The organism is Mesorhizobium sp. WSM4906 (genome assembly GCF_029674625.1).
GTDB lineage: Bacteria > Pseudomonadota > Alphaproteobacteria > Rhizobiales > Rhizobiaceae > Mesorhizobium.
On sequence record NZ_CP121355.1, the window covers coordinates 4,859,948 to 4,880,466 of the forward strand.

The following is a 20,519-nucleotide window of genomic DNA, read 5'->3' on the forward strand; positions in this document are numbered from 1 at the left end:
CCCGGCCGCGAACGGTCCGCACAGGTGCGGCTATTCACGGACAGGTGGTGGCTCAATGGTGACGACAACAGCGGCCGAGACGGCCGCGTTCGCAATTTCCCCTACCCCAGTAGCGCCGCGACTCGTTGTTGCCCGTCGAGCGGCCTTTTACGCTACTCGTACATTAGGATATTATTAACTCTACCGCGTCAACGGGCAATTTGATGAAGAGTTAATGACAAAATATAAACTTAAACTAAAATGTGACCATACTGCACCAAGGACAGTTCATATTTCTCTGCGGGGTCCAAACTGCGCAGGACCTATGCGACGACCTGTCAGACTTTGGTCGCCAGACCTTAGTCGCCATCGCGCGCAGAATGCGCGCAGAATGGTTGAGAGGCAACGCGCGGTTCCCGACATGATTCGCGCCGCCCTCTTGCCGCGTTAGCCGCCATGCTCCGCAACCGCCTTCTCGACCGCGCGCTTCAGCTCGTCCTTGATCTCGGCGGTGTCGGCCATCAGCGTCTCGATCTTCAGGAAGTCGAGCACGCGATATTTCGAGACGGCCGGGCGGATGAGGATGTCCGGCGGGTGCTGCCGCAGCTTGTTGGCGATGATCGACTGCATCATCAATTGCGTCGCGCCATACATCAGGTCGACCGTGGTCGGATGCTTGCGCTCGGCATCGCTCGGCGCTCCCACCACGTCGATGGCGATGATGATGTCGGCATCCTTCTCGACGAGATCGAAGGGCACGGGGTTGTAGATGCCGCCGTCGATCAGCACGCGGCCGTCGCGCGTCACCGGGCGGAACACCGCCGGAATGGCGGCCGACGCCGCCAGCGCCGATTGCAGGTCGCCCTCCGCGAAGACCGCGAGCTTGTGGCCGAAGTAATCGGTCGCCGTCACCTTGAGCGGGATTTTCAGCTCTTCGAAAGTCGCGGGGATGGCGTCGGGCAAAAAGGCTTTCAGGATGCGCTCGACATTGAACTGGCCGACGCGGATGCCGCCCTGCATGGCTTCGGCGATCGTGCCCGGCCGCGAGCGCCACATGCGCGCGGCCACCTCGGCGCGGCTGCCGAGGATCGAGCGGGCATAGAAGTGGATCTCCGCACCTCGCATGCCGGCAGCCATGCCGGCGCCCATGATGGCGCCGATGGAGGAGCCGGCGATCGCCACCGGCCTGACGCCGAGCTCGTCCAGCGCCTCGATGGCATGGATATGCGCCAGTCCCCGCGCGCCGCCGCCGCCGAAGGCAACCGCGAAGGTCGGGCTCATCCCTTGTGGGCTCCCGCCACCTGCACCAGCGGCGGACCGATGACCATCACAGCCGGATCGGCTGAGAGGAGCTTCCTCGCCTCGGCTTTGACGTCTGCAAGCGTCACCGCGCCGATCAGCGCGGCGCGGCGCTTGATGTAGTCGATGCCGAGATTGTCGAGCTGCAGCTCGACCAGCGTCGCGGCGATGGACGTGGAGGAATCCAAGTTGTTAATGGCATAGGCGCCGATTATGTATTTCTTGGTCGCCGCAAGCTCCTCCTCGGTCGGACCCTTCTCCGCCATCTCCTTCACCACCTTGCGCACAATCGCGAGCGTTTCGGCGGCGCGGTCGGAGCGCGTCGCCGTCGTGATCAGCAGCGCGTTGGAATGCTCGTGATCGACGAGATCGGAGCTGACGCCATAAGCAAGGCCGCGCTTCTCGCGCACCTCCTCGTAAAGCCGCGACGTGAATGTCGAGCCGCCGAGAATCTCGTTCATCAGCACGGCGGCGTAGAAATCGGGATCGCTCCGTTTCACGCCAGGCCAAGCAAGCTGCAGGGAGGTTTGCGGCAGGTCGTAATTCACTTCGAGCTGCTGGCCGAGTTTCGGTGTCACGTCGCTCACCCGGGCCAGCGTCTGCTTGTCCGGCAGATCGCCGAACACCTCGTCCAGTTTGGCGCTCAGCGTCGCGGCGTCGATGTCGCCCACCACCGCTACGTGCAGGCCGCCGCGTGCGAAATTCGCCCTGTGGAAGGCCTTGATATCCGCGGCCGTGATGGTGGCCAGGCTCTCCCTGGTGCCCTGATCCGGCCGCGCATAGGGATGTTCGCCATAGATCGCGCGCAGCCAGCGCTGCTGGCCGATCGTGTTCGGATCGCGCTCATTGGCGAGGATGCCTGAGAGCACCTGGGCGCGGATGCGCTCGATCGGCGCCTGGTCGAAGCGCGGGCTGTTCACCGCCAGCTTCAGTAGGCCGAAGGCCTCGTCCTTCTGTTCGGACAGCATGCGCATCGAGCCATAGGTGCCGTCGCGCGCCGCCTGAAAACTCATCTCGGCGCCGGCGTCGTCGAGTTTCGACTGGAAGGCCTCGCTGTCGAGGTCGCCGGCACCCTCGTCGAACAAGCCGGTCATCAGGTTGACCAGCCCTTCCTTGCCGGCGGGGTCCTGCGCGGTGCCGCCGTCGAAGACGAAGCGGATGGCAACCAGCGGGATCGAATGGTCTTCCACCAGCCAGGCGGTGATCCCCTTTTTCGACTTCACCTCCTGGATGTTCATCTCCGCGCGGGCAGCAAGCGCCGGCAGCAGCAGGAAGAACATGGCAAAGCAGAGGGTGGCGAAGATGCGGTAGGGCCCTCCTTCTCCCCTTGTTGGAGCCTTCCCTTCTCCCCTTGTGGGAGAAGGTGGATCGGCGCGCAGCGCCGAGACGGTTGAGGGGTGTTGGACGGATCGCCGTCTTTGCCAAGCTGGAGCACCCCTCATCCGACCTCGCTTCGCGAGGCCAACGCCCGGGGGCGAGCCACGGGTCTCGCCCCGCCCTTCGGACCCCACAAGGGGAGAAGGGAAGGATGGGCGGCGCTTACGCATCAGGCCAAGGCTCATCATCAATTTCCCGCCTGTTGCTGCGGCAGGAGGTAGCCGGTCGTCGAGCGGTCGAGCACGAGGTAGCGGGTTGCCGCTGCCTTGACCTCTGCGGCCGTCACCTTGCGAATGCGGTCGGGCCATTCCTGGACATCTTTCACGTTGCCGCCAGTGGCGAGGGTCGAGCCGTACATATTGGCCATGTCGTCCTGCTTGTCGCGGGTGAAAATCATGGAGCGGACATAGCGTGTCTTGGCCCGCTCCAGCTCGTCGTCGGTCACGCCGTCCTTGGCGATGCGGGCGATCTCGGCGTCGACGGCGGCTTCGACCTCGGAAAGCTTGGCGTCGCCGCGCGGCGAACCATAGACGGTGAAGTTGGTGGCGTCGAGCATGGTGCCCTGGAAGAAGGCGCCGGCCTCGGAGGCGATGCCGTCTCTGACCACCAGCTGCTGGTATAGCCGACTGCGATTGTCGCCACCCAGGATCTCGGCCAGAAGGTCGAGCGCCTCCGCCTCGCCGGGCCTGGCGGTATGATAGGACGGCACTACCCATTGCGTGGAAAAGCTCGGCACCGAGACGCGCGCGTCGGTCAGCGTGACGGTACGCCGTGTGTTCTGCTCCGGCTCGACCGGGCGGATGCGCGGCCGCAGATCCGGCCCGCGCGCCACCTTCCCGTAGGTCCTTTCGGCCATCGCCTTCACCGCGTCCGGATCGACATCGCCGGCGACAATCACCACGGCGTTGTTCGGCCGGTAGAAGGTGTCGTAAAAGGCCTTGGCATCCTCGCGATTCAGCTTTTCCATCTCCTGCATCCAGCCGATCACCGGAATGCGGTAGGGCTGGTTCTGCCAGAGCGTCGCGTCGACCTCCTCGTCGAGCACCGCTTGCGGATTGCCGTCGATGCGCGAGCGGCGCTCCTCCAGGATCACATCGCGCTCGGTCTTGATGACGTCGTCGGTGAGGACGAGGTTGCGCATGCGGTCGGCCTCGAATCCCATCATCTGCTCGAGCGCCGAGGGCGGCACCGTCTCATGAAAGGCGGTGTAGTCATAAGAGGTGAAAGCGTTGTTCGAGCCGCCGATGTCGGCAACGGCCCGGTCGAACTCCCCGGCAGCGTGGTTGCTTGTCGCCTTGAACATCAGATGCTCGAAGAAATGCGCGATGCCGGACTTGCCGGGCGGCTCGTCGGCGCTGCCGATCTTGTACCACACCATATGGGTGACGATGGGCGCGCGATGGTCCGGGATCACCACCACTTCCATGCCGTTGTCGAGCAGGAAGTCCTTGACCTCCGCGTCGACCGCGGCACGCGCCGGCGCCTGTAGAGCTAGTGCCAATGCGCCGGCAAGGAATGCTGCGCGCAGCCCTATTGTGGTGAATGTCATCAAATGCTCCGGTCCCGGTCGCGCGACGATAGAAAGCCTCCCGGACGAGGCAAAGTGAATTGTTCGTCATTTTCGAGGCGGCGTTTACCCAACCTCGATGAACCGGACCACCGTATCGCCATAGCCGCGCTGGTCCACCACCGAAAAACCCGCGCCCGGCTCGAACGACGCGGAGGCCGCCTCCTCGACGACGCAGAGCGCGCCGGGCAACAGCCAGCCGCCGGCCTTGGCCGAACGCAGCGCGCGCTCGCCGAGGCCCTTGCCGTAGGGCGGATCGGCGAAGACAAGGCCGAAGGGCGAGAGCGTGCCGGCCTCGCCGAGATGGGTGGCGTCGCGACGGAAGATCTTCGTCCGGCCGGTGAGCCCGAAGGCCTCGACATTCTCGCGGATCAGCCCGCGCCCTTCCGTCGATTCCTCGATGAAGACGCAATAGGAGGCGCCGCGCGACAGCGCCTCCAGCCCAAGCGCGCCGGTGCCGGCAAAGAGATCGAGCACGCGGCCGCCTTCGAGCTTTTCGGCATGGCGATGCGCCAGCACGTTGAACACCGCCTCGCGGGTTCGGTCGGTGGTCGGGCGGATGGCGTTCGAACGCGGCGTCGCCAGCGGACGCCCGCGCAACTCACCGCCGACGATCCGCATTGCCACCCCTCGGACCCTTCGGACCGCGCGGCCTGTCGCCGCCTTCCCCTTCGGGGCGATCGCCCTTCGGTTTGCCGAACGGCTTGCCCTTGCCGCCGGGTTTGAACGATGCCTTGCGCGCCTTAGCCTCGGCAGCCTTCGCGGCGTCGGCCTCCGCCCTTCCCTTGCCTATGGGGCGCGCGCCCGGCGCCATCCAGACATTGGCCTTGCGTTGACCGGGCGGCTCGATCGGGCGCGGCTCGCCTTTCTTGCCGCCGAAGTCACGGCCGGACTTGCCGAAGCCGCGTTCGGATTTGTCGAACTTGGGACCGCGCTCGCCGAAAACCCTCTCAGGCTTCGTCGAAAGCTTGCTCAGCGCCTCGTCGCGGCTGCCTTCGCGGCGCTTGCGGGCCTTGATCAGCCCGCCCTCGCCTATCGGCCGGCGGTCGCCGTCGCGCGAGAATTTCGGCCGCTCGCCCTCGTCACGGCGCGACTCGCTGCGCCGCACCGGCTTGTTGGAGAAAGGCTTTTGGATTTCCGCCTCGAAGTTGGCGCCGGACTCCTCGACCAGCCGTTCGCCGAGCTGCTCGCGCAGCGTGCGGCCCTTGATCTCCAGCACGTGGCCTTCGGGCAGCTCGTTCAGCTGGAACGGCCCGTAGGAGATGCGGATCAGCCGCGTCACGTCCAGGCCAAGCGCGCCGAGAATGTTCTTCACCTCGCGGTTCTTTCCCTCGCGCAGACCGATCGTCAGCCAGGCGTTGCTGCCCTGCTCGCGATCGAGCGAGGCTTCGACCGAACCGTAGAAGACGCCGTCGACGGCAATGCCGTCGCGCAAGGCGGCCAGCGCACTCTCCTCGACCTTGCCGTGGACGCGCACGCGATAGCGCCGCAGCCAGCCGGTGGCCGGCAATTCGAGCACCCGCGACAGCCCGCCGTCATTGGTGAGCAGCAGCAACCCTTCGGTGTTGATGTCGAGACGGCCGACGGTCATCAGCCGCGGCAGGTCGGCGGGCAGCACGTCGAAGACGGTCTTGCGGCCCTCCGGATCGCGGTTGGTGGTCACGACGCCCGCCGGCTTGTGGAACAGGAACAGCCGCGTGCGTTCGATCGGCGGGATTTCCGTGCCGTCGAGATGGATGACATCGTCGGCCATGACGTTGAAGGCCGGCGAGGACAGCACCTTGCCGTTGACCTTGATGCGGCCGGCGGCGATCAGTTCCTCGGCGTCGCGGCGCGAAGCAATGCCGGCGCGCGCCAACCGCTTGGCGATGCGCTCGCCGGCTTCCGGCACTGCTTGCGAAGGCCGCGGCCGCGGCTTGAAGCCGCCCTCGGGCTTTCCCGCGGCGGCGCGCGGCGGGCGATCGGCGAAATCTCGCTTGGGGCGGTCGAAGCGCCGTTCGCCGCGCTCGCCTTCGGCGGCTACGGGCCGGTCGCCGCGCGGCGTGTAGGGCCGGCTTTCTTCACGTTTTTGGAAGGGCTTGCCCTCGCGCGGCGGGCCCTTGCGGAACGGTCTTTCGCCACGCTCTCCACCCTCGCCCACTTCACGCGGCTTGTAGCTGCGCTTGAAATCGCGGCGCTCGCCTTCGGCGGCCATGGGGCGGCCGCCGCGCGGCGCGTATGGCTTGCGGTCTTCACGCTTCTCGAAAGGCTTGCCCTCGCGCGGCGGGCCTTTGCGAAACGGCCTGTCGCCGCGTTCCGCACCCTCGCCAGTTTCACGCGGCTTGTAGCTGCGCTTGAAATCGCGCGCCGGGCGCTCGCCATCCGCGGCCATCGACCGGTCGCGCTTGGCGAACGGCTTCTTGCCGCCGAAGGATGCCTTGCCATCGCTGCCCGCGGCTCCGCCGCGGCCGCGCGGGCCTGCCGGCCTCGATCCGCCTTTGCCCGCACCCTTGCGCGGAAATTTCTTGTCGTTGTCGTCCATTACCTTGGCTCTTCTTAAAGCTGCTACGATGCCGCCCGCCCTTTCGGACGCCCAACGCAGGCAGTGTCGTCTTGATTTTTGCGCATATGTCAGCGCGGCAAAAACCGATTCCGGTTTTCAGGGTCTCGCGCTAGATAACAGGATCACCATCGGGTGGCGAGGAGTAATCGGAATGGAAACCGCGTGAGGCGGCCGGATTTCATGGCTTTGGCCCTCCAGGAGGCCGAGGCGGCCGCAAGCCGCGGCGAAGTGCCGGTCGGCGCGGTGATTGCCAATGGCAGCACTGTCGTCGCGAAGGCAGGCAACCGCACGCGCGAGCTCGCCGACCCGACCGCCCATGCCGAGATGCTGGCGATCCGCGAAGCCTGCCAAAGGCTCGCCAGCGAACGGCTTACCGGTCACGACCTCTATGTGACGCTGGAGCCCTGTACCATGTGCGCCGGCGCCATCTCGTTCGCACGGTTGCGGCGACTTTATTTCGGCGCCGCAGACGATAAAGGCGGCGCGGTGGTCAACGGCGTGCGCTTCTTCGCTTCACCCACCTGCCACCACACGCCCGATATCTATCCCGGGCTGGGCGAAAGCCAAGCCGCTCTCATCCTGAAGGAGTTCTTTCGCGAGAAACGGAATGGTGGTGAATGGTGAATGCAGTGAGTAGTAAGTTAGCAGTTTGTGAATAGCGCAGAGGACTTATTCACTATTCACTATTCACTATTCACTATTCACAGACCCAGCCAGTCGAACCAGCCGCCGCTCTTCTTGCCTTCCGCCTGCGCCTTCAGCCGGCGCTCCTTCTTGTATTCGTCCTCGCCGAGCTCGTTCTGCGGCGCGGTATCGGCGGCCTGACGATAGGCGAGCGGCGGCTCGCTCAGATATTTGCGGACATTGGGATTGCCCTGCTTCTGCTCGGCAAGGCGGCGCTGGATCTCGGCGGTGCGGGTCGCGCTGGAATCGTCCGGCGACCAGCGCGGCGGATGGCTCGACGCCGAATCGGCCATCGCCTTCTTCACCGCCACCGGATCGGTCTGCACATCCTCGACGGCTTCCGGCTGATAGTTCGGATCATTCTGGTGGGCGGTGGCGTCGGCGCGGATACGGGCGCGGCGCGCCTCGGGCGATTCCGGCCAGTCGGCGCTCGCCGTCTGGATGCTTTCCTGCGGCGGCGGCAGGTTTTCCTTCTGTCCCGGCGCAGGCTTCACCAAGTCGGGGCGCGGCTTGTAGTCGATCGGGTCGCGGTGCTTCGGCGTGATCGAGGCGGCGCCGGAAACGTCGTCGAAAAGCTGGGCGGCAGCAGTCTTATCGGTTCCGTAGGTGGGCGAACTGACGCAGCCGGACATGGCGAAGGCCGATGCCACAAGCGGCGCCAGCAGCGCGGCGCGCGCAAACGTTCTTTCGGTCATGCCAAAAAGTCCCACTCTAACAGCCTTTCGGTCGCCACCGGCCACAGGGGCGCGGTCCCCTTCTTCCCCGCATTTGCGATGGAAATCCGGCGACAATTTGTCTGCCGGAGTGCCGCGTGTTTACCTCAACCGCTTATCAAGGGCAACGCGCGGGCGGATTTGCGCCGCCCGGCGTGGCACTTTTGCACTTGTTTGATGGTGCATGTCGTTGTCCCAAAACCGCCGCACACTTTTGGGCGCCATGCACCTAGAGCCGCCCAAGCGCCTTCAGCTCGTGCAGCACCGCCGCGTCGCGGGCCGAGACATCCGGGAATTCCGGGTCCTGCCCGACATCGGCGGTGTAGCGCCAGGAGCGCGCACATTTGACCAGACCGCGATCCTCGGCCTTTTCCACGACCACGGCGACGCCCTTGACATCGTCGAGAGTGAAAGCGCCCCCAGGCGCCGTGCCGTGCTGAATGACGAGGTCGCTGGTGATCGCCATCTCGGCCATGTCGACATCGGCGATCGCGGCTTCCAGCGCGGCGTCGTCGATGGTGACCACCGGCACGGCCTCGAGCGAGGAACCGATCAGTTTTTCCGCGCGCGCGATCTCGAGCGCGCCGGTTACGACGCGGCGCACCTGCCGGACCTTGCGCCACTTCTCGGCCAGCGCCTCGTTGCGCCAGTTTTCCGGGATCCTCGGGAACTGGTCGAGATGCACCGAGACGGCATCCGGGTGACGGTCGAGCCAGGCCTCCTCCATGGTGAAGGGCAGCATCGGCGACAGCCACTTCACCAGGCATTCGAAGAGGTGGCGCACGACCTGCACCGCCGCCTTGCGGCGCAGGCTGGAAGGCGCGTCGCAGTAGAGTGCGTCCTTGCGGATGTCGAAGTAGAAGGCCGACAGCTCGACCACCATGAAGTCGAGCAGGGCGCGGGTGATGCGCTTGAACTCGAAGGCGTCGTAGCCCTGGCGCACCACCTCGTCGAGCTCGGATAGCCGGTGCAGCATCAGCCGCTCCAGCTCCGGCATGGTCTCCAACGGCACGTCCTCGCCATCGTCATGGGCCAGCGTGCCCAGCATCCAGCGGATCGTGTTGCGGAGCTTGCGGTAGGCGTCGATATTGGTCTGCAGCACGTTCTTGCCGAGCCGCTGGTCTTCCCAATAGTCGGTCGTCACCACCCAGAGCCTGAGGATATCGGCGCCGGACTGTTTTATCACGTCCTGCGGCACGACGGTGTTGCCGAGCGACTTCGACATCTTGCGGCCTTCCTCGTCCATGGTGAAACCATGGGTGATGACCGTGTCGTAGGGCGCCCTGCCCCTGGTGCCGCAGCTTTCGAGCAACGAGGAATGGAACCAGCCGCGGTGCTGGTCGGAACCTTCGAGATAGACGTCGGCCGGCCATTTGAGATCCGGACGATCCTCCAGCGTGAAGACGTGCGTCGAGCCGGAATCGAACCAGACATCGAGGATGTCCCTGACCTGATGCCATTTCGATGCGTCGTGATTGCCGAGGAAACGTTCCTTGGCGCCGGGCGCGAACCAGGCGTCGGCGCCCTCCTTCTCGAAGGCGTCCATGATGCGCTGGTTGACGGCCTCGTCCTTCAGCACGTTGCCGTCCTCGTCGGCGAAGACGGCGATCGGCACGCCCCAGGCGCGCTGGCGCGACAGCACCCAGTCGGGCCGTTCCTCGATCATGGCGCGAATGCGGTTCTGGCCCGCCCCGGGCACGAAGCGGGTGTCGTCGATCGCCTTCAGCGCGCGGCTGCGCAGCGTCGTGCCGTCGCCGAGGTCCTTGTCCATATAGACGAACCATTGCGGCGTGTTGCGGAAGATGACGGGCTTCTTCGAGCGCCAGGAATGCGGATAGCTGTGCTTCAGCCGGCCGCGCGCGAAGAGCGCGTTGCGCTTGATCAGCTCGTCGATGACCGCCTGGTTGGCGTTGCCCTTCTTGCCGCTGTCGTCGATGACGCGCGCGGCACCGCCCTCGCGGTCCGGGCCGAAGCCGGGCGCGTCCTTGGTGAAGAAGCCTGCGTCGTCGACCGGGAACGGGATCGTGGTGTCGACGCCGCGCTTGAGCAGCTCTGCCACCGCATCCATCCAGGCATCGAAGTCCTCGCGGCCGTGGCTGGGCGCGGTGTGCACGAAGCCGGTACCGGCGTCGTCGGTGACATGCTCGCCGGCAACCATCGGCACCGGGAATTCGTAGCCGCCGCCGAGGCCCTTGAAGGGATGCGAAAGCGTAAGGCTTGCAAGCTGTTCGCTTGAGACGCTGTGAAGCCGGTTCAAGGTGACCTTGGCCTTGGCGGCGCTTTCCTCGGCGAGCGCGTCGGCGAAGATCAGCTTCTCGCCGGGCTGCGGGCCGAAGGCGTTTTCCGCCGCCGTGACCTCGTAAAGACCATAGCCGACGCGCGGCGAATAGCTGACGGCGCGGTTGCCGGGGATGGTCCAGGGCGTCGTCGTCCAGATGACGACATGCGCCTCGACGAGATCGAGCGCGGTCTCGCTCAATGCCGGTGTCGTGTCGGCGCCGGCGACCGGCTGGGCGAGACTGGCGACCGGGAACTTCACCCAGATCGTGTCGCTCTCATAGTCCTGGTACTCGACCTCGGCCTCGGCGAGCGCGGTGCGCTCGACGACGCTCCACATCACCGGCTTGGAGCCGCGATAGAGCTGGCCGGACATGGCGAACTTCAACAGCTCGCCGGCGATCCGCGCCTCGGCGTGGTAGGCCATGGTGGTGTAGGGATTGTGGAAATCGCCGATGACGCCGAGGCGCTGGAACTCGTCGCCCTGCACCTTGATCCAATGCTGGGCGAAGTCGCGGCATTCCCTGCGGAACTCGTTGACCGGCACCTCGTCCTTGTTCTTGCCCTTGGCGCGATACTGCTCCTCGATCTTCCATTCGATCGGCAGGCCGTGGCAGTCCCAGCCCGGCACGTAATTGGCGTCGTAGCCGCGCATCTGGAAGGACCGGTTGATGACGTCCTTGAGGATCTTGTTCAGCGCGTGGCCGATATGGATGTTGCCGTTGGCGTAGGGCGGGCCGTCATGCAGCACGAATTTCTCGCGGCCGGCGGCTTCCTCGCGCAGCTTCCTATAAAGGTCCATGTCCTGCCAGCGCTTGACCAGCACCGGTTCCTTCTCGGGCAGGCCCGCGCGCATCGGGAAATCCGTCCGCGGCAGGTAAAGCGTGCTGGAATAGTCGATCGTTTCAGCGGTATCGGTCACTGGGGTGTCGGTCATCGATCTGTCATCTCAATTGCCCGGCGGCGGGAAGCTCGGGCGCTGAAGTATCATGTTCTGGAAAAAGCGCGAGGGGCGCGCGCGAAACTTCCCGGCGGCTCCGGCGGCGCTCAGGCCGCCCGGAACACCGGGCCCGTAATTCGTATCGCGATCGCGAAAAGGCGCGAAAAGCTCGTCATGGCGTGGCTTTTAAACGAGGCGCGGCGGCTTGAAAAGCCTGAACTCCACGGCATTTCCCAGCCAGCAGCCTTCGGGCGCCAGTTTCTGTCACCAGTTTTCTTTCTGTCACCGGTTTGCTTGCGGCATGGGCCATTTGCGCCTATATTCATGGGCAAATGGCAACGGGGCCAAAACCATGTCCAGCTCGCATATCGGCGCACAGACAAAGGCTGCGACGTCGTCCGCAGCGGTAACAGACCGGTTTCTCGTCCCCGTGGCCAGGGTCGAAGGCCTTCGTCAGCGAGGCTTCAGTAATGACGAAATCTACAGAATAGTCGGTCCGCGGCGCACGTTGGCTCGCCGCAAAGAGCGAGGCGAAGCACTGACAGTCGCCGAATCCGATCGGGTCGTGCGGCTAGAGCGGATCTCTGCGATGGCAGATCGGGTATTCGGTAGCCATGAAAAAGCCCAACGTTGGCTCCGCAAGCACAGCAAGGTGCTCGGCGAAACACCTATCAACCTGCTCCAGTCCGAGACAGGCGCCGTACTGGTGGAGGAAGAACTCCATCGCATAGACTATGGCATTTTTGCCTGAGAATGCGGCTCTGGCGTATCTCCAATTATGCCGACCTGTCGGGCATCGGCGGCACGTTAAGCACCGGCCGCTGGCATTCCTTGGGAACACCCATCGTCTATTGCGCCGATCAGCCGGCGACGGCGCTTCTTGAGATACTGGTTCATCTCGACGCGGAAGACCTGCCTCAGACCTATCAGCTTCTGGAAATCGAAGTGCCGGACGGCGTGGCGATTGCATCCGCCAACCTGCCAGCAGATTGGAAGAACAATCTGGCCATGACGCAGCAGCTCGGAACGAACTTTGTCAGCGCCGCCACGCATGCGGTCATGGAGGTTCCCAGTGTCATCGTCCCGTTTACCAAGAACTTTCTTCTCAGCCCCAGCCTCCTGGCTCGCGACGGCATCCACATCGCCAGTGTCACGCAGCACCCGGTCGATACACGATTGCTGGGGTAACACCTACATCGAGAAATTGAAGCGGTAGGTGGTCGACACGCCGACGGTCCACTGGTTGCGGTCGCCGCGCTCCTTGACCAGGCTGGAATCGGCCGCCGGCCCCATCAGGCGCGAATATTCGGTGAAGACGCTCGCCGTCATCGGCTCGGTCACCTTCCAGGTGATCGCGCCGCCGAGACCGGTCGACTTCACGCCGCCGCCCGGATGGTATTCGCTGAGGCCCGACGCCGCCGCTTCCTTGGCATTGACGCCATAATAGGCGTCGAAATAGCCGGAGGAAGCGAAGGACACGCGCGGGCCGCCGGAGATGCGCACCGTTGGCGTGACGTCGTAGAAGGCGTCCGCCGCGATGTCGGCGACGAAGCCGTCATGGGCGCGGATGCCATGCCGCAACTCGGCGCGGGCGCGCAGCCAGTCCAGAGGATAGAACTCGAAGAAGCCGCCCGCTTCGCCGCCCCAGCGCACCGGATCGAGACCCTGGAGCTCGTCCTTGCTGTCGCGCGCGAAGAGGAACTTGCCGGTGAGGCCGGCGCGCACGCTGCCGTCATCGATCAGCGCCAGCGAGATGTTGTCGTTGCGCGAGGTGAAGCGCGCCTCGGGACCGGCCTTGCCGAGCGAGATGATCGGCTGGGCGCTCAGCATATACTTCTTGCCGCCCTCGAAATTCGGGGCGACGAGGCCGGTGGCGCCGAGCGTCAGGTACCAGTCGCCAGAAATCCAGCTCCCCTCGCCCGCCTGGGCTGCGGAGACTGCCATCAGGCCAGAGGCGAGAACCAGCGGAATCGTCCCGACAATACGCATCGTCACCCCTTACGCGAAACGGGCCGGCAGGAACACCCCGGACCGGGCGGAAGGCATGGCGCCAATTCGGTAAAATTTGACTTAATTTAAAGCGCGTCGCAACGAACCGGATTTAGGCGACGCGCTTCAAGTCTTTGTATCGATGCATGTCGTTCTCCCCGCTACGCTTGGGCGACATGCATTGAAATCCGTGACGTCGGCGTTAGCCGCCATGAACAAGATCGGCCGCACCGGTTCAGCCGCCACGTCGCGCGACCGGCAGGTCCAGCAGCCTGACCACTGCCGTGGCGCCCTTGCCGGAGGTGCGCGCCGATCCGTCGTCGCCCACCTCGACGGTGGCGCCGTTGGAGAAGCTGAGCGACCAACCGTCACCCTTGGCGTTACGGCGGCGGTCGGTGAGTTCGATGCCGGCAGCGGTGACCAGCGCGACGATCTTGTCGGCATCCATCGTCGTCCTCCGGATGCGGCGCTTCAATTGAGGTCGAGCCCGCCGGTAAGATCGCCGAGCGGCGGCTCCCCGTGCGCCGCGACGGCCTTGTCGCGCACCACGATGCCATGCAGCACCGGCAGCTCGAAGCGCTCGGTGATGAAGCGCAGGATCGACGTCGTGTCGTAGGGCATATGATCGACGTAGCCGTGCTTGGCGAAAGGCGAAACGATGATCGCCGGAATGCGCGTGCCCGGTCCCCAGCGGTCGCCCTTGGGCGGAGCGACGTGATCCCAGATGCCGCCATTCTCGTCATAGGTGACGACGACCAGCATATGCGGCCATTGCGGGCTTTTCTCCAGATGGGCGACGACATCGGCGATGTGGCGGTCGCCGGCCTGGATGTCGGCATAGCCGGAATGCTCGTTGAGATTGCCCTGCGGCTTGTAGAAGGAGACCTGCGGCAAGGCGCCGTCGTCGATGGCCTGGATAAAGCTCACGCCGCCCAAGCCGGCGTCGCGCAGATGCTCGCGCCTGGCCTCGGTGCCCGGCGCGTAATTGGCATAATAGTTGAACGGCTGGTGATGATACTGGAAATTCGGGATCGGCGTGTGGTTACCGTGGTCGAGCGTGTATTGCCAGGCGCCCGAATACCACGCCCAGCTGACGTGCTTGAGGCTGAGCATGTCGCCGATCGTCGGCTCGGTCTGCGGCGGCAGCGTCGTGGCCTTGGCCGGATCCGCCAGGCGCGGATCGCCTCCGGGAGCCGGATCGTTGCCGCTCGGCTGGTAAGGCGGCTGCATCGTGTTCACCGCGTAGAAATCCGGCGTCAGATTGCCGTCGGAGACGAATTTCGGGATGCCGTCGCGCGCCGATTTGGGCGAATTGTCGGCGACCTTCAGCGCCGTGCCGCTGTCGTCCGTCACCGAGATCGAGGGCTTGGCCGGGTTCTTGTCGGCATCCGCGTAGTAAGGCGCGCAGGCGCAGATCAGCCACTGGTGGTTGAAGAACGAGCCGCCGAAGCCGCCCATGAAGAAATGGTCGGCCAGCACGTATTTCTGCGCGACCGCCCACATGTCGGTCTTGGAGCCGTCCCAGTTGCTCATCGGCATGGCGCCCGAATCGGCCCAGGCGACGAACATGTCGTTCTTGCCGCCGTTGATCTGCATCTGGTTCTGGTAGTAGCGGTGCCAGAGATCGTGGGTGACGACGCTGAGGGGAACGTTGAAGCCTTTCGCGTCGTTCACGGTGAACGGCGCGTTCGGAAGGTGCTCGGTCATTGCCTGCGTCACCGGCGGCGTGACTCCCTTGGCGGTCAGCCCGTCCCAGACCGGCGGCAGCTCGGACAGTATGGAACCGTCACGGTCGCGCTGCTCAAGGCTTTCCTTGCTCGCCTTGTCGATGCCCTCGGCACCGGGAAAATGGCCGTACAGGTTGTCGAAGGCTCGGTTCTCGGCGAAGATGACGACCACCGTCTCTATCTTGCCGATGCCCTCCGGCGAATCTCCGGGTTGCGCTGCGATCGCGGCAGCCGAAACGGCAGCACACAGAGCGAGAGTCGAGGAAAACAGGGCGAGTCCAGAGGATCGCTTCATCGCCAAACCTCCCTAGCGCAAAAACGGAATGACACCAGCTTCGGCACGTCTTTGCAATAGAGCCACGCTGGACGGGTAATGCCATTGGGACTACCTTGCCTCACCCGCAGGATGCGCGGCGAACTCTGGAGGGAGACGAAGCCATGAGCTTGCAAGGCAATACCCTGGGAGACGCGATCGGCCGGACGCGCGACAAATGGGGATGGTTCGTGGCGCTCGGCGTGCTGCTGTTGATTTTCGGCGGCATCGCCTTCGGCAATCTCTTCATCGCCACGGTCGCCTCGGTCTATGTCGTCGGCTGGCTGATGCTGATGGCTGGCGCCATCGAGATCGTCCATGCCTTCGGCGTCAAGACCTGGGGGCGCTTCTTCTATTGGCTAGCCAGCGGCCTGCTCTATGCCGTTGCCGGCTTCTTCGCTTTCGACAATCCGTTGCTTGCCTCGGCGGTGCTCACCCTGCTGCTCGCCGTCGCGCTCGTCGCTTCCGGGCTGCTGAGGGCCTGGGTCGCCTACAATCACCGGCCGGAGCAAGGCTGGGGATGGCTGCTCGCGGCCGCCGTCATCACCATCCTGCTTGGCCTGATCATCGCCATGGGCTGGCCGGTCAACAGCCTGTGGGTGCTCGGCATGTTCCTGGCCATCGACCTGATCTTCCAGGGCTGGAGCTTCATTGCCATCGGGCTGGCGTTGAAGAGGTAAGGTCCTGGCCTCCGCGGTTTAGCCGAGGCCTTCCAACGTCGTCATCCCAGGGCGAAGCAGGAGCGAAGCTCCGTCGCGAAGACCCTGGGATCCATGCCATAACCTCAGCCGACGAATTGCACCGAAGCAAAGTTTTGAAGTCAGGGCATGTCCTCGGGTCTGCGCCGCGTCGCTTCGCTCCTTGCTTCGCCCGAGGATGACGAAGCGACGGGCGTTTTCGCCAATCTCCAAGGTTAGCAATCTGCTAGTCAGGGCGCTGCCGCGTTAACGAGCCGCTTTGCGTTCGATGCGCTCCAGAGGTCAAAAACAGATCGCGGCGTCCAGATCCGATAGCGGGCGCACGCCGGCGAGCAGCGCCCTCGCCTCGGCCTCGTCCCGCTTCATCTGCACCACCAGCGCATCGAGCCCGTCGAACTTCAGCTCGGGGCGCAGATAGCCGAAGAACGACACCTCGCAGGTTTCGCCGTAGAGATCGCCGGAGAAATCGAAGACATAGGTTTCGAGCAGCGGCGCGCCGTTGTCGTCGACGGTCGGGCGGCGGCCGAAGCTGGCGACGCCGTCGTGAAGCGTGCCGTCGGCGCGGCGGAAGCGGACGGCGTAAATGCCTTCCCTCAACGTGGCTTCCGGCGACAGCCTCATATTGGCGGTCGGAAAGCCGAGCGTGCGGCCGAGCTGCTGGCCGCCGATCACCTCGCTCTCGACGGTGAAGCGATAGCCGAGCAGGCCGGCGGCCTCCTCCACCTTGCCTTCGCAAAGCAGGGCGCGGATGCGGCTCGACGAGACCACCTCGGCGCCCTCGTCGCGAAAGGCGTCGACCAGCGTGACGCCGAAGCCGTGGCGCTCGCCGGCCGCCATCAGGAAGGCCGGGCCGCCCTGGCGGTCCTTGCCGAAATGGAAGTCGAAGCCGGTGACCGCATGGGAGATGCCGAGCTTGTTCTGCAGCACGTCGGTCACGAACGCCTCGGCCGAGAGCGCCGCGAAGTCGCGCGTGAACGGCTGCTCGACCAAGGCGGCGAAGCCGAGCTTGGACAGGAGCCGCGCCTTCATCGGCGGCGGCGTCAGCACGAAAAGCGGCGCGTCCGGCCTGAACACCTTGCGCGGGTGCGGCTCGAAAGTGAGCACAAGAGCCGGCACGCCACGGCGGCCGGCCTCGGCCAGCGCCCGCTCCAGCACCGAGAGGTGACCGCGGTGGGCGCCGTCGAAATTGCCGATCGCCACGACGCCGCCGCGCAGATGGGCAGGCAACGGCGCGACCGCCGAAATGCGTTCGAAAGCTTGCGTCATGTCGACCTGCGTAATGTGGGGGCACCCGTCATGACCCGGCTTCCCGCCTATTGCAGTCGCGGAATGACGGCGACCGGCTGATAGCCGTGCGTTGCGAGAAAGCCTGCCAGCCTTTCAGGATCGGGCCGCAGCGGGTCGCCATAGTCGCGGGCATGAATGCCGCCCGAGACATAGAGCACGTCGAAGCCGTTGTCGGCGGCGCCCTTGACGTCTGTCATCATGCCGTCGCCGATGGCGAGCACCGCCGTACGCTCGACAGCGTGGCCGAGCAGGCCGGCTACTTCCTTCATGGCGACGTTGTAGATCGGCGCGAAAGGCTTGCCGGCGATCAGCGTGCGGCCGCCGAGCTGCGCGTAGTCGCGGGCGAGCGCGCCGGCGCACCAGATGGTGCGTTCGCCGCGCTCCACCAGTATATCGGGATTGGCGCAGATGAACGGCAGGTTGCGGGCACGCAGCCGCTGCAGCAGCTCGGCATAGTCGGTCGGCTTCTCCACCTCGTCGTCATAGAGCCCGGTGCAGACGATGCCGGAAGCCTCGAACTCCTCGACGAGCTCGACGTCCAGGCCGTCATAGAGGGTGAAATCGCGCTCCGGACCGATGTGGAAGATCTTCCTCGGCCCCTCGGCGATCAGGTCGCGGGTCACGTCGCCGGACGTGACGACACGGTCATAGGCTTCGGCCGGAACGCCGATCGCGTTCATCTGCGCGATGACGTCAGCGCTGCGGCGCGGCGAATTGGTGATCAGCACCACCGGGACCTTTGTCGCGCGCGCCCGCGCCAGCGCCTCCGCGGCGACGGGAAAGTGCCATTCGCCATTGTGCACCACGCCCCATACGTCGCACAGGATGGCCGCGTAGTTTCCCGCCAGGTCGGCGAGCGAAGCGATGATGTCGGGCGAATCCGCCATGCGTTATCCTGATCCCTGATCTCGGGCAAAGCCGCGAAAGCCATCCTTTGGTTCAGAGGCCGCCACGGCCGGTCCCGCATAGCCGAAGCGCTTCATCCTGTCACCCGCTTTCCCCATCGCCGGCGCGGCGAGCCACGATATCGCCGTTCGGAAGCACAGGGTTAATGCGTCGCAAAAAACGCCGTGCGTTCTTGATTGTTTCGCGCAAGCTGAAATTTAACGATTTGTGACCATGGTAGTAGGTCAACTGCGACCTTGGTCGCATATCAACATGGATCCTTGGCGGGGGCTGGGTGCAAATGATCCGCAGATTTCTGCACGACAAACGGGGCAACTATGCCCTGATGACGGTCATCACGATGATACCGCTGATGGGCGGCGTGGCGCTTGCCGTCGACTACACGGAGCTGATCCGAGAGAGGCAGGAGACGCTGAACGCGCTGGACGCGGCCGGTCTTGCCACGGCGCAGCAGATCGTCGCCGGAGCCAGCGACGCCGATGCCGTGGCTTACGCCAAGCAGTTCTTCGAGGCCAATCTCGCGCACGTGCTGCCGTCCAACACGACGTTGACGGTCACATTGCCCAAGGACAATACCGGCAGCGGCACGCTGGTCATGCAGGCCACCATGAAATATAAGCCCTACTTCCTGCCGGTGGCGGCAGCATTGCTTGGCGGGAAGGCCAGCGACACCACCATCAACTTCTCGGCGAAATCAGAGGTCAAGCTGAAGAACACGCTGGAAGTGGCGCTGGTGCTCGACAATTCCGGATCGATGGCCGAGCTCGGCCACGGCTCGAACAAGGTGCGGTTCGATCTGCTGAAGAGCGCGGCCAAGCAGCTTGTCGATCAGCTCGCCGGCCAGGCGCAACTGATGAAGCAGGTCGCCAACCCCGTCCAGTTCAGCCTCGTCCCGTTCGCCGCTTCGGTCAACGTCGGTCCGAACAATTGGAACGCCGCCTGGATGGACACGACAGGCATTTCACCCATTCAGCATGAGAATTTCGACTGGACGACGCTCACCCAGGCAAAAGATCCAACACGGTACGCTCAGAAGGTCGGCTCGATCTGGTATGCGCGGGGCACGGCATGGGATACCAGTCAGAAGGATGCGCCGCTGACGCGTATCTCGCTCTACAACTCAATGAAGCGAATTTCGGCGTGCAGTTCCAAGAATTCGGACGGAACTTGCAAGAGCACCGCGACGTTCACCTATGCGCCGATCGCGACTTGGGGCGGCTGTGTCGAATCTCGCCCCTACCCCTACAATATCCAGGACACGGCAGCCTCTACGGGGACGCCGGCGACGCTGTTCGTGCCGATGTTCGCACCCGACGAAACCGACAACACGGACAGCAGCTCGCGTCCAGCGAACAACAACTGGCACGTCGACGGCGACATGACCGGGACAGGAAATGATGCGGCTCGCCAGAAATACATGCCCAAATATTTCTGGCTCGGGAACAAAGTGACCCCGGCCTACGGCACCAATGCCGGGCCGAACACCAGTTGCAGCACCACCGCGATCACGCCGCTGAGCGATGTATCCACCACGACCGGCGCCAATACTGTGAAGACAGCCATCGACGCCATGGTCGATGTCGGCGCCACCAACGTGCCGGAAGGCATGGCCTGGGGCTGGCGGACCCTTTCCAGCGGCGCACCGTTTACCGAGGGCCGGCCCGAAACCAACAAGGGCAACGACAAGGTGCTGATCGTGCTCACCGACGGAGCCAACACCTATTACACGCCAACGTCGGTGACTGCGCAAAGCTATTCGGGGTCCAACTGGGCCTATGGCGGCAATGACCTTGCCGGCAACAAGGCCATCTATTCGGCACTGGGGTATCTTGCATACGGCGGCATCCAGACCAAGCCGTTTGGCAGCACCTACACCTATGGTCGCCCGTTTCTTGGCACCAGCAGCAGTGTCAGCAAAACGGACTATTCCAACGCCAACTACACCAAGGCCATGAGCGAGCATTTCGCAACGCTCTGCAACAACGCGAAGACAGCCGGCGTCATTGTCATGACCATCGCGCTCGACCTCGATTCGAGCAACACGGCGGAGACAGCGCAGATGGCCGCGCTGAAGACCTGCTCGTCCGACTCGCGCTTCCGCCAGGACCCTACCGATCCGAGCAAGCCTGCGAAGCTGTTCTGGAACTCTACCGGCGCCACGCTGTCGGATGACTTCAAGGAAATCGGCAACGAATTGTCGAACCTGCGTATCGTCGGCTGA

At 64.5% G+C, this 20,519-nt stretch carries 17 protein-coding genes; 5 read left to right on the plus strand and 12 right to left on the minus strand.

The genetic code is table 11. The annotated features are described in order from the left end of the window. Positions 1-426: 426 nt before the first annotated feature. From QAZ22_RS23365 to QAZ22_RS23385, 5 genes are all read right to left on the minus strand, one after another. Positions 427-1,260, minus strand: a complete 834-nt coding sequence (locus tag QAZ22_RS23365; protein WP_278203065.1) for a patatin-like phospholipase family protein — start codon at positions 1,258-1,260, stop codon at positions 427-429. Next, positions 1,257-2,558: a pitrilysin family protein gene (locus QAZ22_RS23370; RefSeq protein ID WP_278203068.1), complete on the minus strand. Its 1,302-nt coding sequence runs from the start codon at positions 2,556-2,558 to the stop codon at positions 1,257-1,259. The genes QAZ22_RS23365 and QAZ22_RS23370 overlap by 4 nt, the downstream gene beginning before the upstream one ends. Before the next feature lie 284 nt (positions 2,559-2,842). Then, entirely contained in the window at positions 2,843-4,204 is a 1,362-nt protein-coding gene (locus QAZ22_RS23375; RefSeq protein ID WP_278203070.1) for a pitrilysin family protein, read from the minus strand. Positions 4,205-4,288: 84 nt separating this feature from the next. Continuing rightward, positions 4,289-4,843, minus strand: a complete 555-nt coding sequence (gene rsmD / locus QAZ22_RS23380; protein WP_278203072.1) for a 16S rRNA (guanine(966)-N(2))-methyltransferase RsmD — start codon at positions 4,841-4,843, stop codon at positions 4,289-4,291. Then, complete coding sequence (locus QAZ22_RS23385) at positions 4,824-6,743, minus strand: pseudouridine synthase (protein WP_278203074.1); 1,920 nt, start codon at positions 6,741-6,743, stop codon at positions 4,824-4,826. The genes rsmD and QAZ22_RS23385 overlap by 20 nt, the downstream gene beginning before the upstream one ends. 183 nt (positions 6,744-6,926) lie before the next feature. Between QAZ22_RS23385 and QAZ22_RS23390 the strand changes: the two genes are divergently transcribed. Continuing rightward, positions 6,927-7,388, plus strand: coding sequence for a nucleoside deaminase (locus QAZ22_RS23390; protein WP_278203075.1), 462 nt, complete (start codon positions 6,927-6,929; stop codon positions 7,386-7,388). A gap of 77 nt (positions 7,389-7,465) precedes the next feature. On the opposite strand, the gene QAZ22_RS23395 is transcribed toward QAZ22_RS23390, so the two are convergent. Further along, positions 7,466-8,143, minus strand: a complete 678-nt coding sequence (locus QAZ22_RS23395) for a hypothetical protein (RefSeq protein ID WP_278203077.1) — start codon at positions 8,141-8,143, stop codon at positions 7,466-7,468. A gap of 247 nt (positions 8,144-8,390) precedes the next feature. Beyond that, positions 8,391-11,375: an isoleucine--tRNA ligase gene (ileS, locus tag QAZ22_RS23400; RefSeq protein ID WP_278203079.1), complete on the minus strand. Its 2,985-nt coding sequence runs from the start codon at positions 11,373-11,375 to the stop codon at positions 8,391-8,393. Between the two features lie 208 nt (positions 11,376-11,583). Between ileS and QAZ22_RS23405 the strand changes: the two genes are divergently transcribed. After that, entirely contained in the window at positions 11,584-12,129 is a 546-nt protein-coding gene (locus QAZ22_RS23405; RefSeq protein WP_278203080.1) for an antitoxin Xre/MbcA/ParS toxin-binding domain-containing protein, read from the plus strand. A gap of 2 nt (positions 12,130-12,131) precedes the next feature. After that, entirely contained in the window at positions 12,132-12,566 is a 435-nt protein-coding gene (locus QAZ22_RS23410) for an RES family NAD+ phosphorylase (RefSeq protein WP_278203082.1), read from the plus strand. Between the two features lie 3 nt (positions 12,567-12,569). On the opposite strand, the gene QAZ22_RS23415 is transcribed toward QAZ22_RS23410, so the two are convergent. From QAZ22_RS23415 to QAZ22_RS23425, 3 genes are all read right to left on the minus strand, one after another. Further along, positions 12,570-13,367, minus strand: coding sequence for a MipA/OmpV family protein (locus tag QAZ22_RS23415; protein ID WP_278203083.1), 798 nt, complete (start codon positions 13,365-13,367; stop codon positions 12,570-12,572). Positions 13,368-13,602: 235 nt separating this feature from the next. Next, entirely contained in the window at positions 13,603-13,815 is a 213-nt protein-coding gene (locus QAZ22_RS23420) for a hypothetical protein (protein ID WP_278203086.1), read from the minus strand. Positions 13,816-13,838: 23 nt separating this feature from the next. Continuing rightward, positions 13,839-15,389, minus strand: coding sequence for an acid phosphatase (locus QAZ22_RS23425; RefSeq protein WP_278203087.1), 1,551 nt, complete (start codon positions 15,387-15,389; stop codon positions 13,839-13,841). A 143-nt stretch (positions 15,390-15,532) separates the two neighbouring features. On the opposite strand from QAZ22_RS23425, the gene QAZ22_RS23430 reads away from it, so the two are divergent. Then, positions 15,533-16,087 carry an HdeD family acid-resistance protein gene (locus QAZ22_RS23430; RefSeq protein WP_278203089.1) on the plus strand — a complete coding sequence of 185 codons (555 nt, stop codon included), beginning with the start codon at positions 15,533-15,535 and terminating at the stop codon, positions 16,085-16,087. A 300-nt stretch (positions 16,088-16,387) separates the two neighbouring features. On the opposite strand, the gene QAZ22_RS23435 is transcribed toward QAZ22_RS23430, so the two are convergent. Continuing rightward, on the minus strand, positions 16,388-17,371 hold the full coding sequence (locus tag QAZ22_RS23435; protein WP_278203091.1) for a bifunctional riboflavin kinase/FAD synthetase: 984 nt from the start codon (positions 17,369-17,371) through the stop codon (positions 16,388-16,390). A gap of 47 nt (positions 17,372-17,418) precedes the next feature. After that, a complete protein-coding gene (locus QAZ22_RS23440) occupies positions 17,419-18,279 on the minus strand; it encodes a TIGR01459 family HAD-type hydrolase (RefSeq protein WP_278203093.1) in 861 nt (286 codons plus the stop codon). Between the two features lie 299 nt (positions 18,280-18,578). On the opposite strand from QAZ22_RS23440, the gene QAZ22_RS23445 reads away from it, so the two are divergent. Then, positions 18,579-20,519, plus strand: a complete 1,941-nt coding sequence (locus QAZ22_RS23445) for a TadE/TadG family type IV pilus assembly protein (protein ID WP_278203094.1) — start codon at positions 18,579-18,581, stop codon at positions 20,517-20,519.

Bases quoted from the DNA above. Each gene is read 5' to 3' on its own strand.
- QAZ22_RS23435 (WP_278203091.1), bottom strand. From the start codon at position 17,371: ATGACGCAAGCTTTCGAACGCATTTCGGCGGTCGCGCCGTTGCCTGCC.
- QAZ22_RS23410 (WP_278203082.1), top strand. From the start codon at position 12,132: ATGCGGCTCTGGCGTATCTCCAATTATGCCGACCTGTCGGGCATCGGC.
- QAZ22_RS23375 (WP_278203070.1), bottom strand. From the start codon at position 4,204: ATGACATTCACCACAATAGGGCTGCGCGCAGCATTCCTTGCCGGCGCA.
- QAZ22_RS23425 (WP_278203087.1), bottom strand. From the start codon at position 15,389: ATGAAGCGATCCTCTGGACTCGCCCTGTTTTCCTCGACTCTCGCTCTG.
- QAZ22_RS23420 (WP_278203086.1), bottom strand. From the start codon at position 13,815: ATGGATGCCGACAAGATCGTCGCGCTGGTCACCGCTGCCGGCATCGAA.
- QAZ22_RS23415 (WP_278203083.1), bottom strand. From the start codon at position 13,367: ATGCGTATTGTCGGGACGATTCCGCTGGTTCTCGCCTCTGGCCTGATG.
- QAZ22_RS23370 (WP_278203068.1), bottom strand. From the start codon at position 2,558: ATGTTCTTCCTGCTGCTGCCGGCGCTTGCTGCCCGCGCGGAGATGAAC.
- QAZ22_RS23430 (WP_278203089.1), top strand. From the start codon at position 15,533: ATGAGCTTGCAAGGCAATACCCTGGGAGACGCGATCGGCCGGACGCGC.
- QAZ22_RS23385 (WP_278203074.1), bottom strand. From the start codon at position 6,743: ATGGACGACAACGACAAGAAATTTCCGCGCAAGGGTGCGGGCAAAGGC.
- ileS (WP_278203079.1), bottom strand. From the start codon at position 11,375: ATGACCGACACCCCAGTGACCGATACCGCTGAAACGATCGACTATTCC.
- QAZ22_RS23365 (WP_278203065.1), bottom strand. From the start codon at position 1,260: ATGAGCCCGACCTTCGCGGTTGCCTTCGGCGGCGGCGGCGCGCGGGGA.
- QAZ22_RS23440 (WP_278203093.1), bottom strand. From the start codon at position 18,279: ATGGCGGATTCGCCCGACATCATCGCTTCGCTCGCCGACCTGGCGGGA.
- QAZ22_RS23395 (WP_278203077.1), bottom strand. From the start codon at position 8,143: ATGACCGAAAGAACGTTTGCGCGCGCCGCGCTGCTGGCGCCGCTTGTG.
- QAZ22_RS23445 (WP_278203094.1), top strand. From the start codon at position 18,579: ATGATCCGCAGATTTCTGCACGACAAACGGGGCAACTATGCCCTGATG.
- rsmD (WP_278203072.1), bottom strand. From the start codon at position 4,843: ATGCGGATCGTCGGCGGTGAGTTGCGCGGGCGTCCGCTGGCGACGCCG.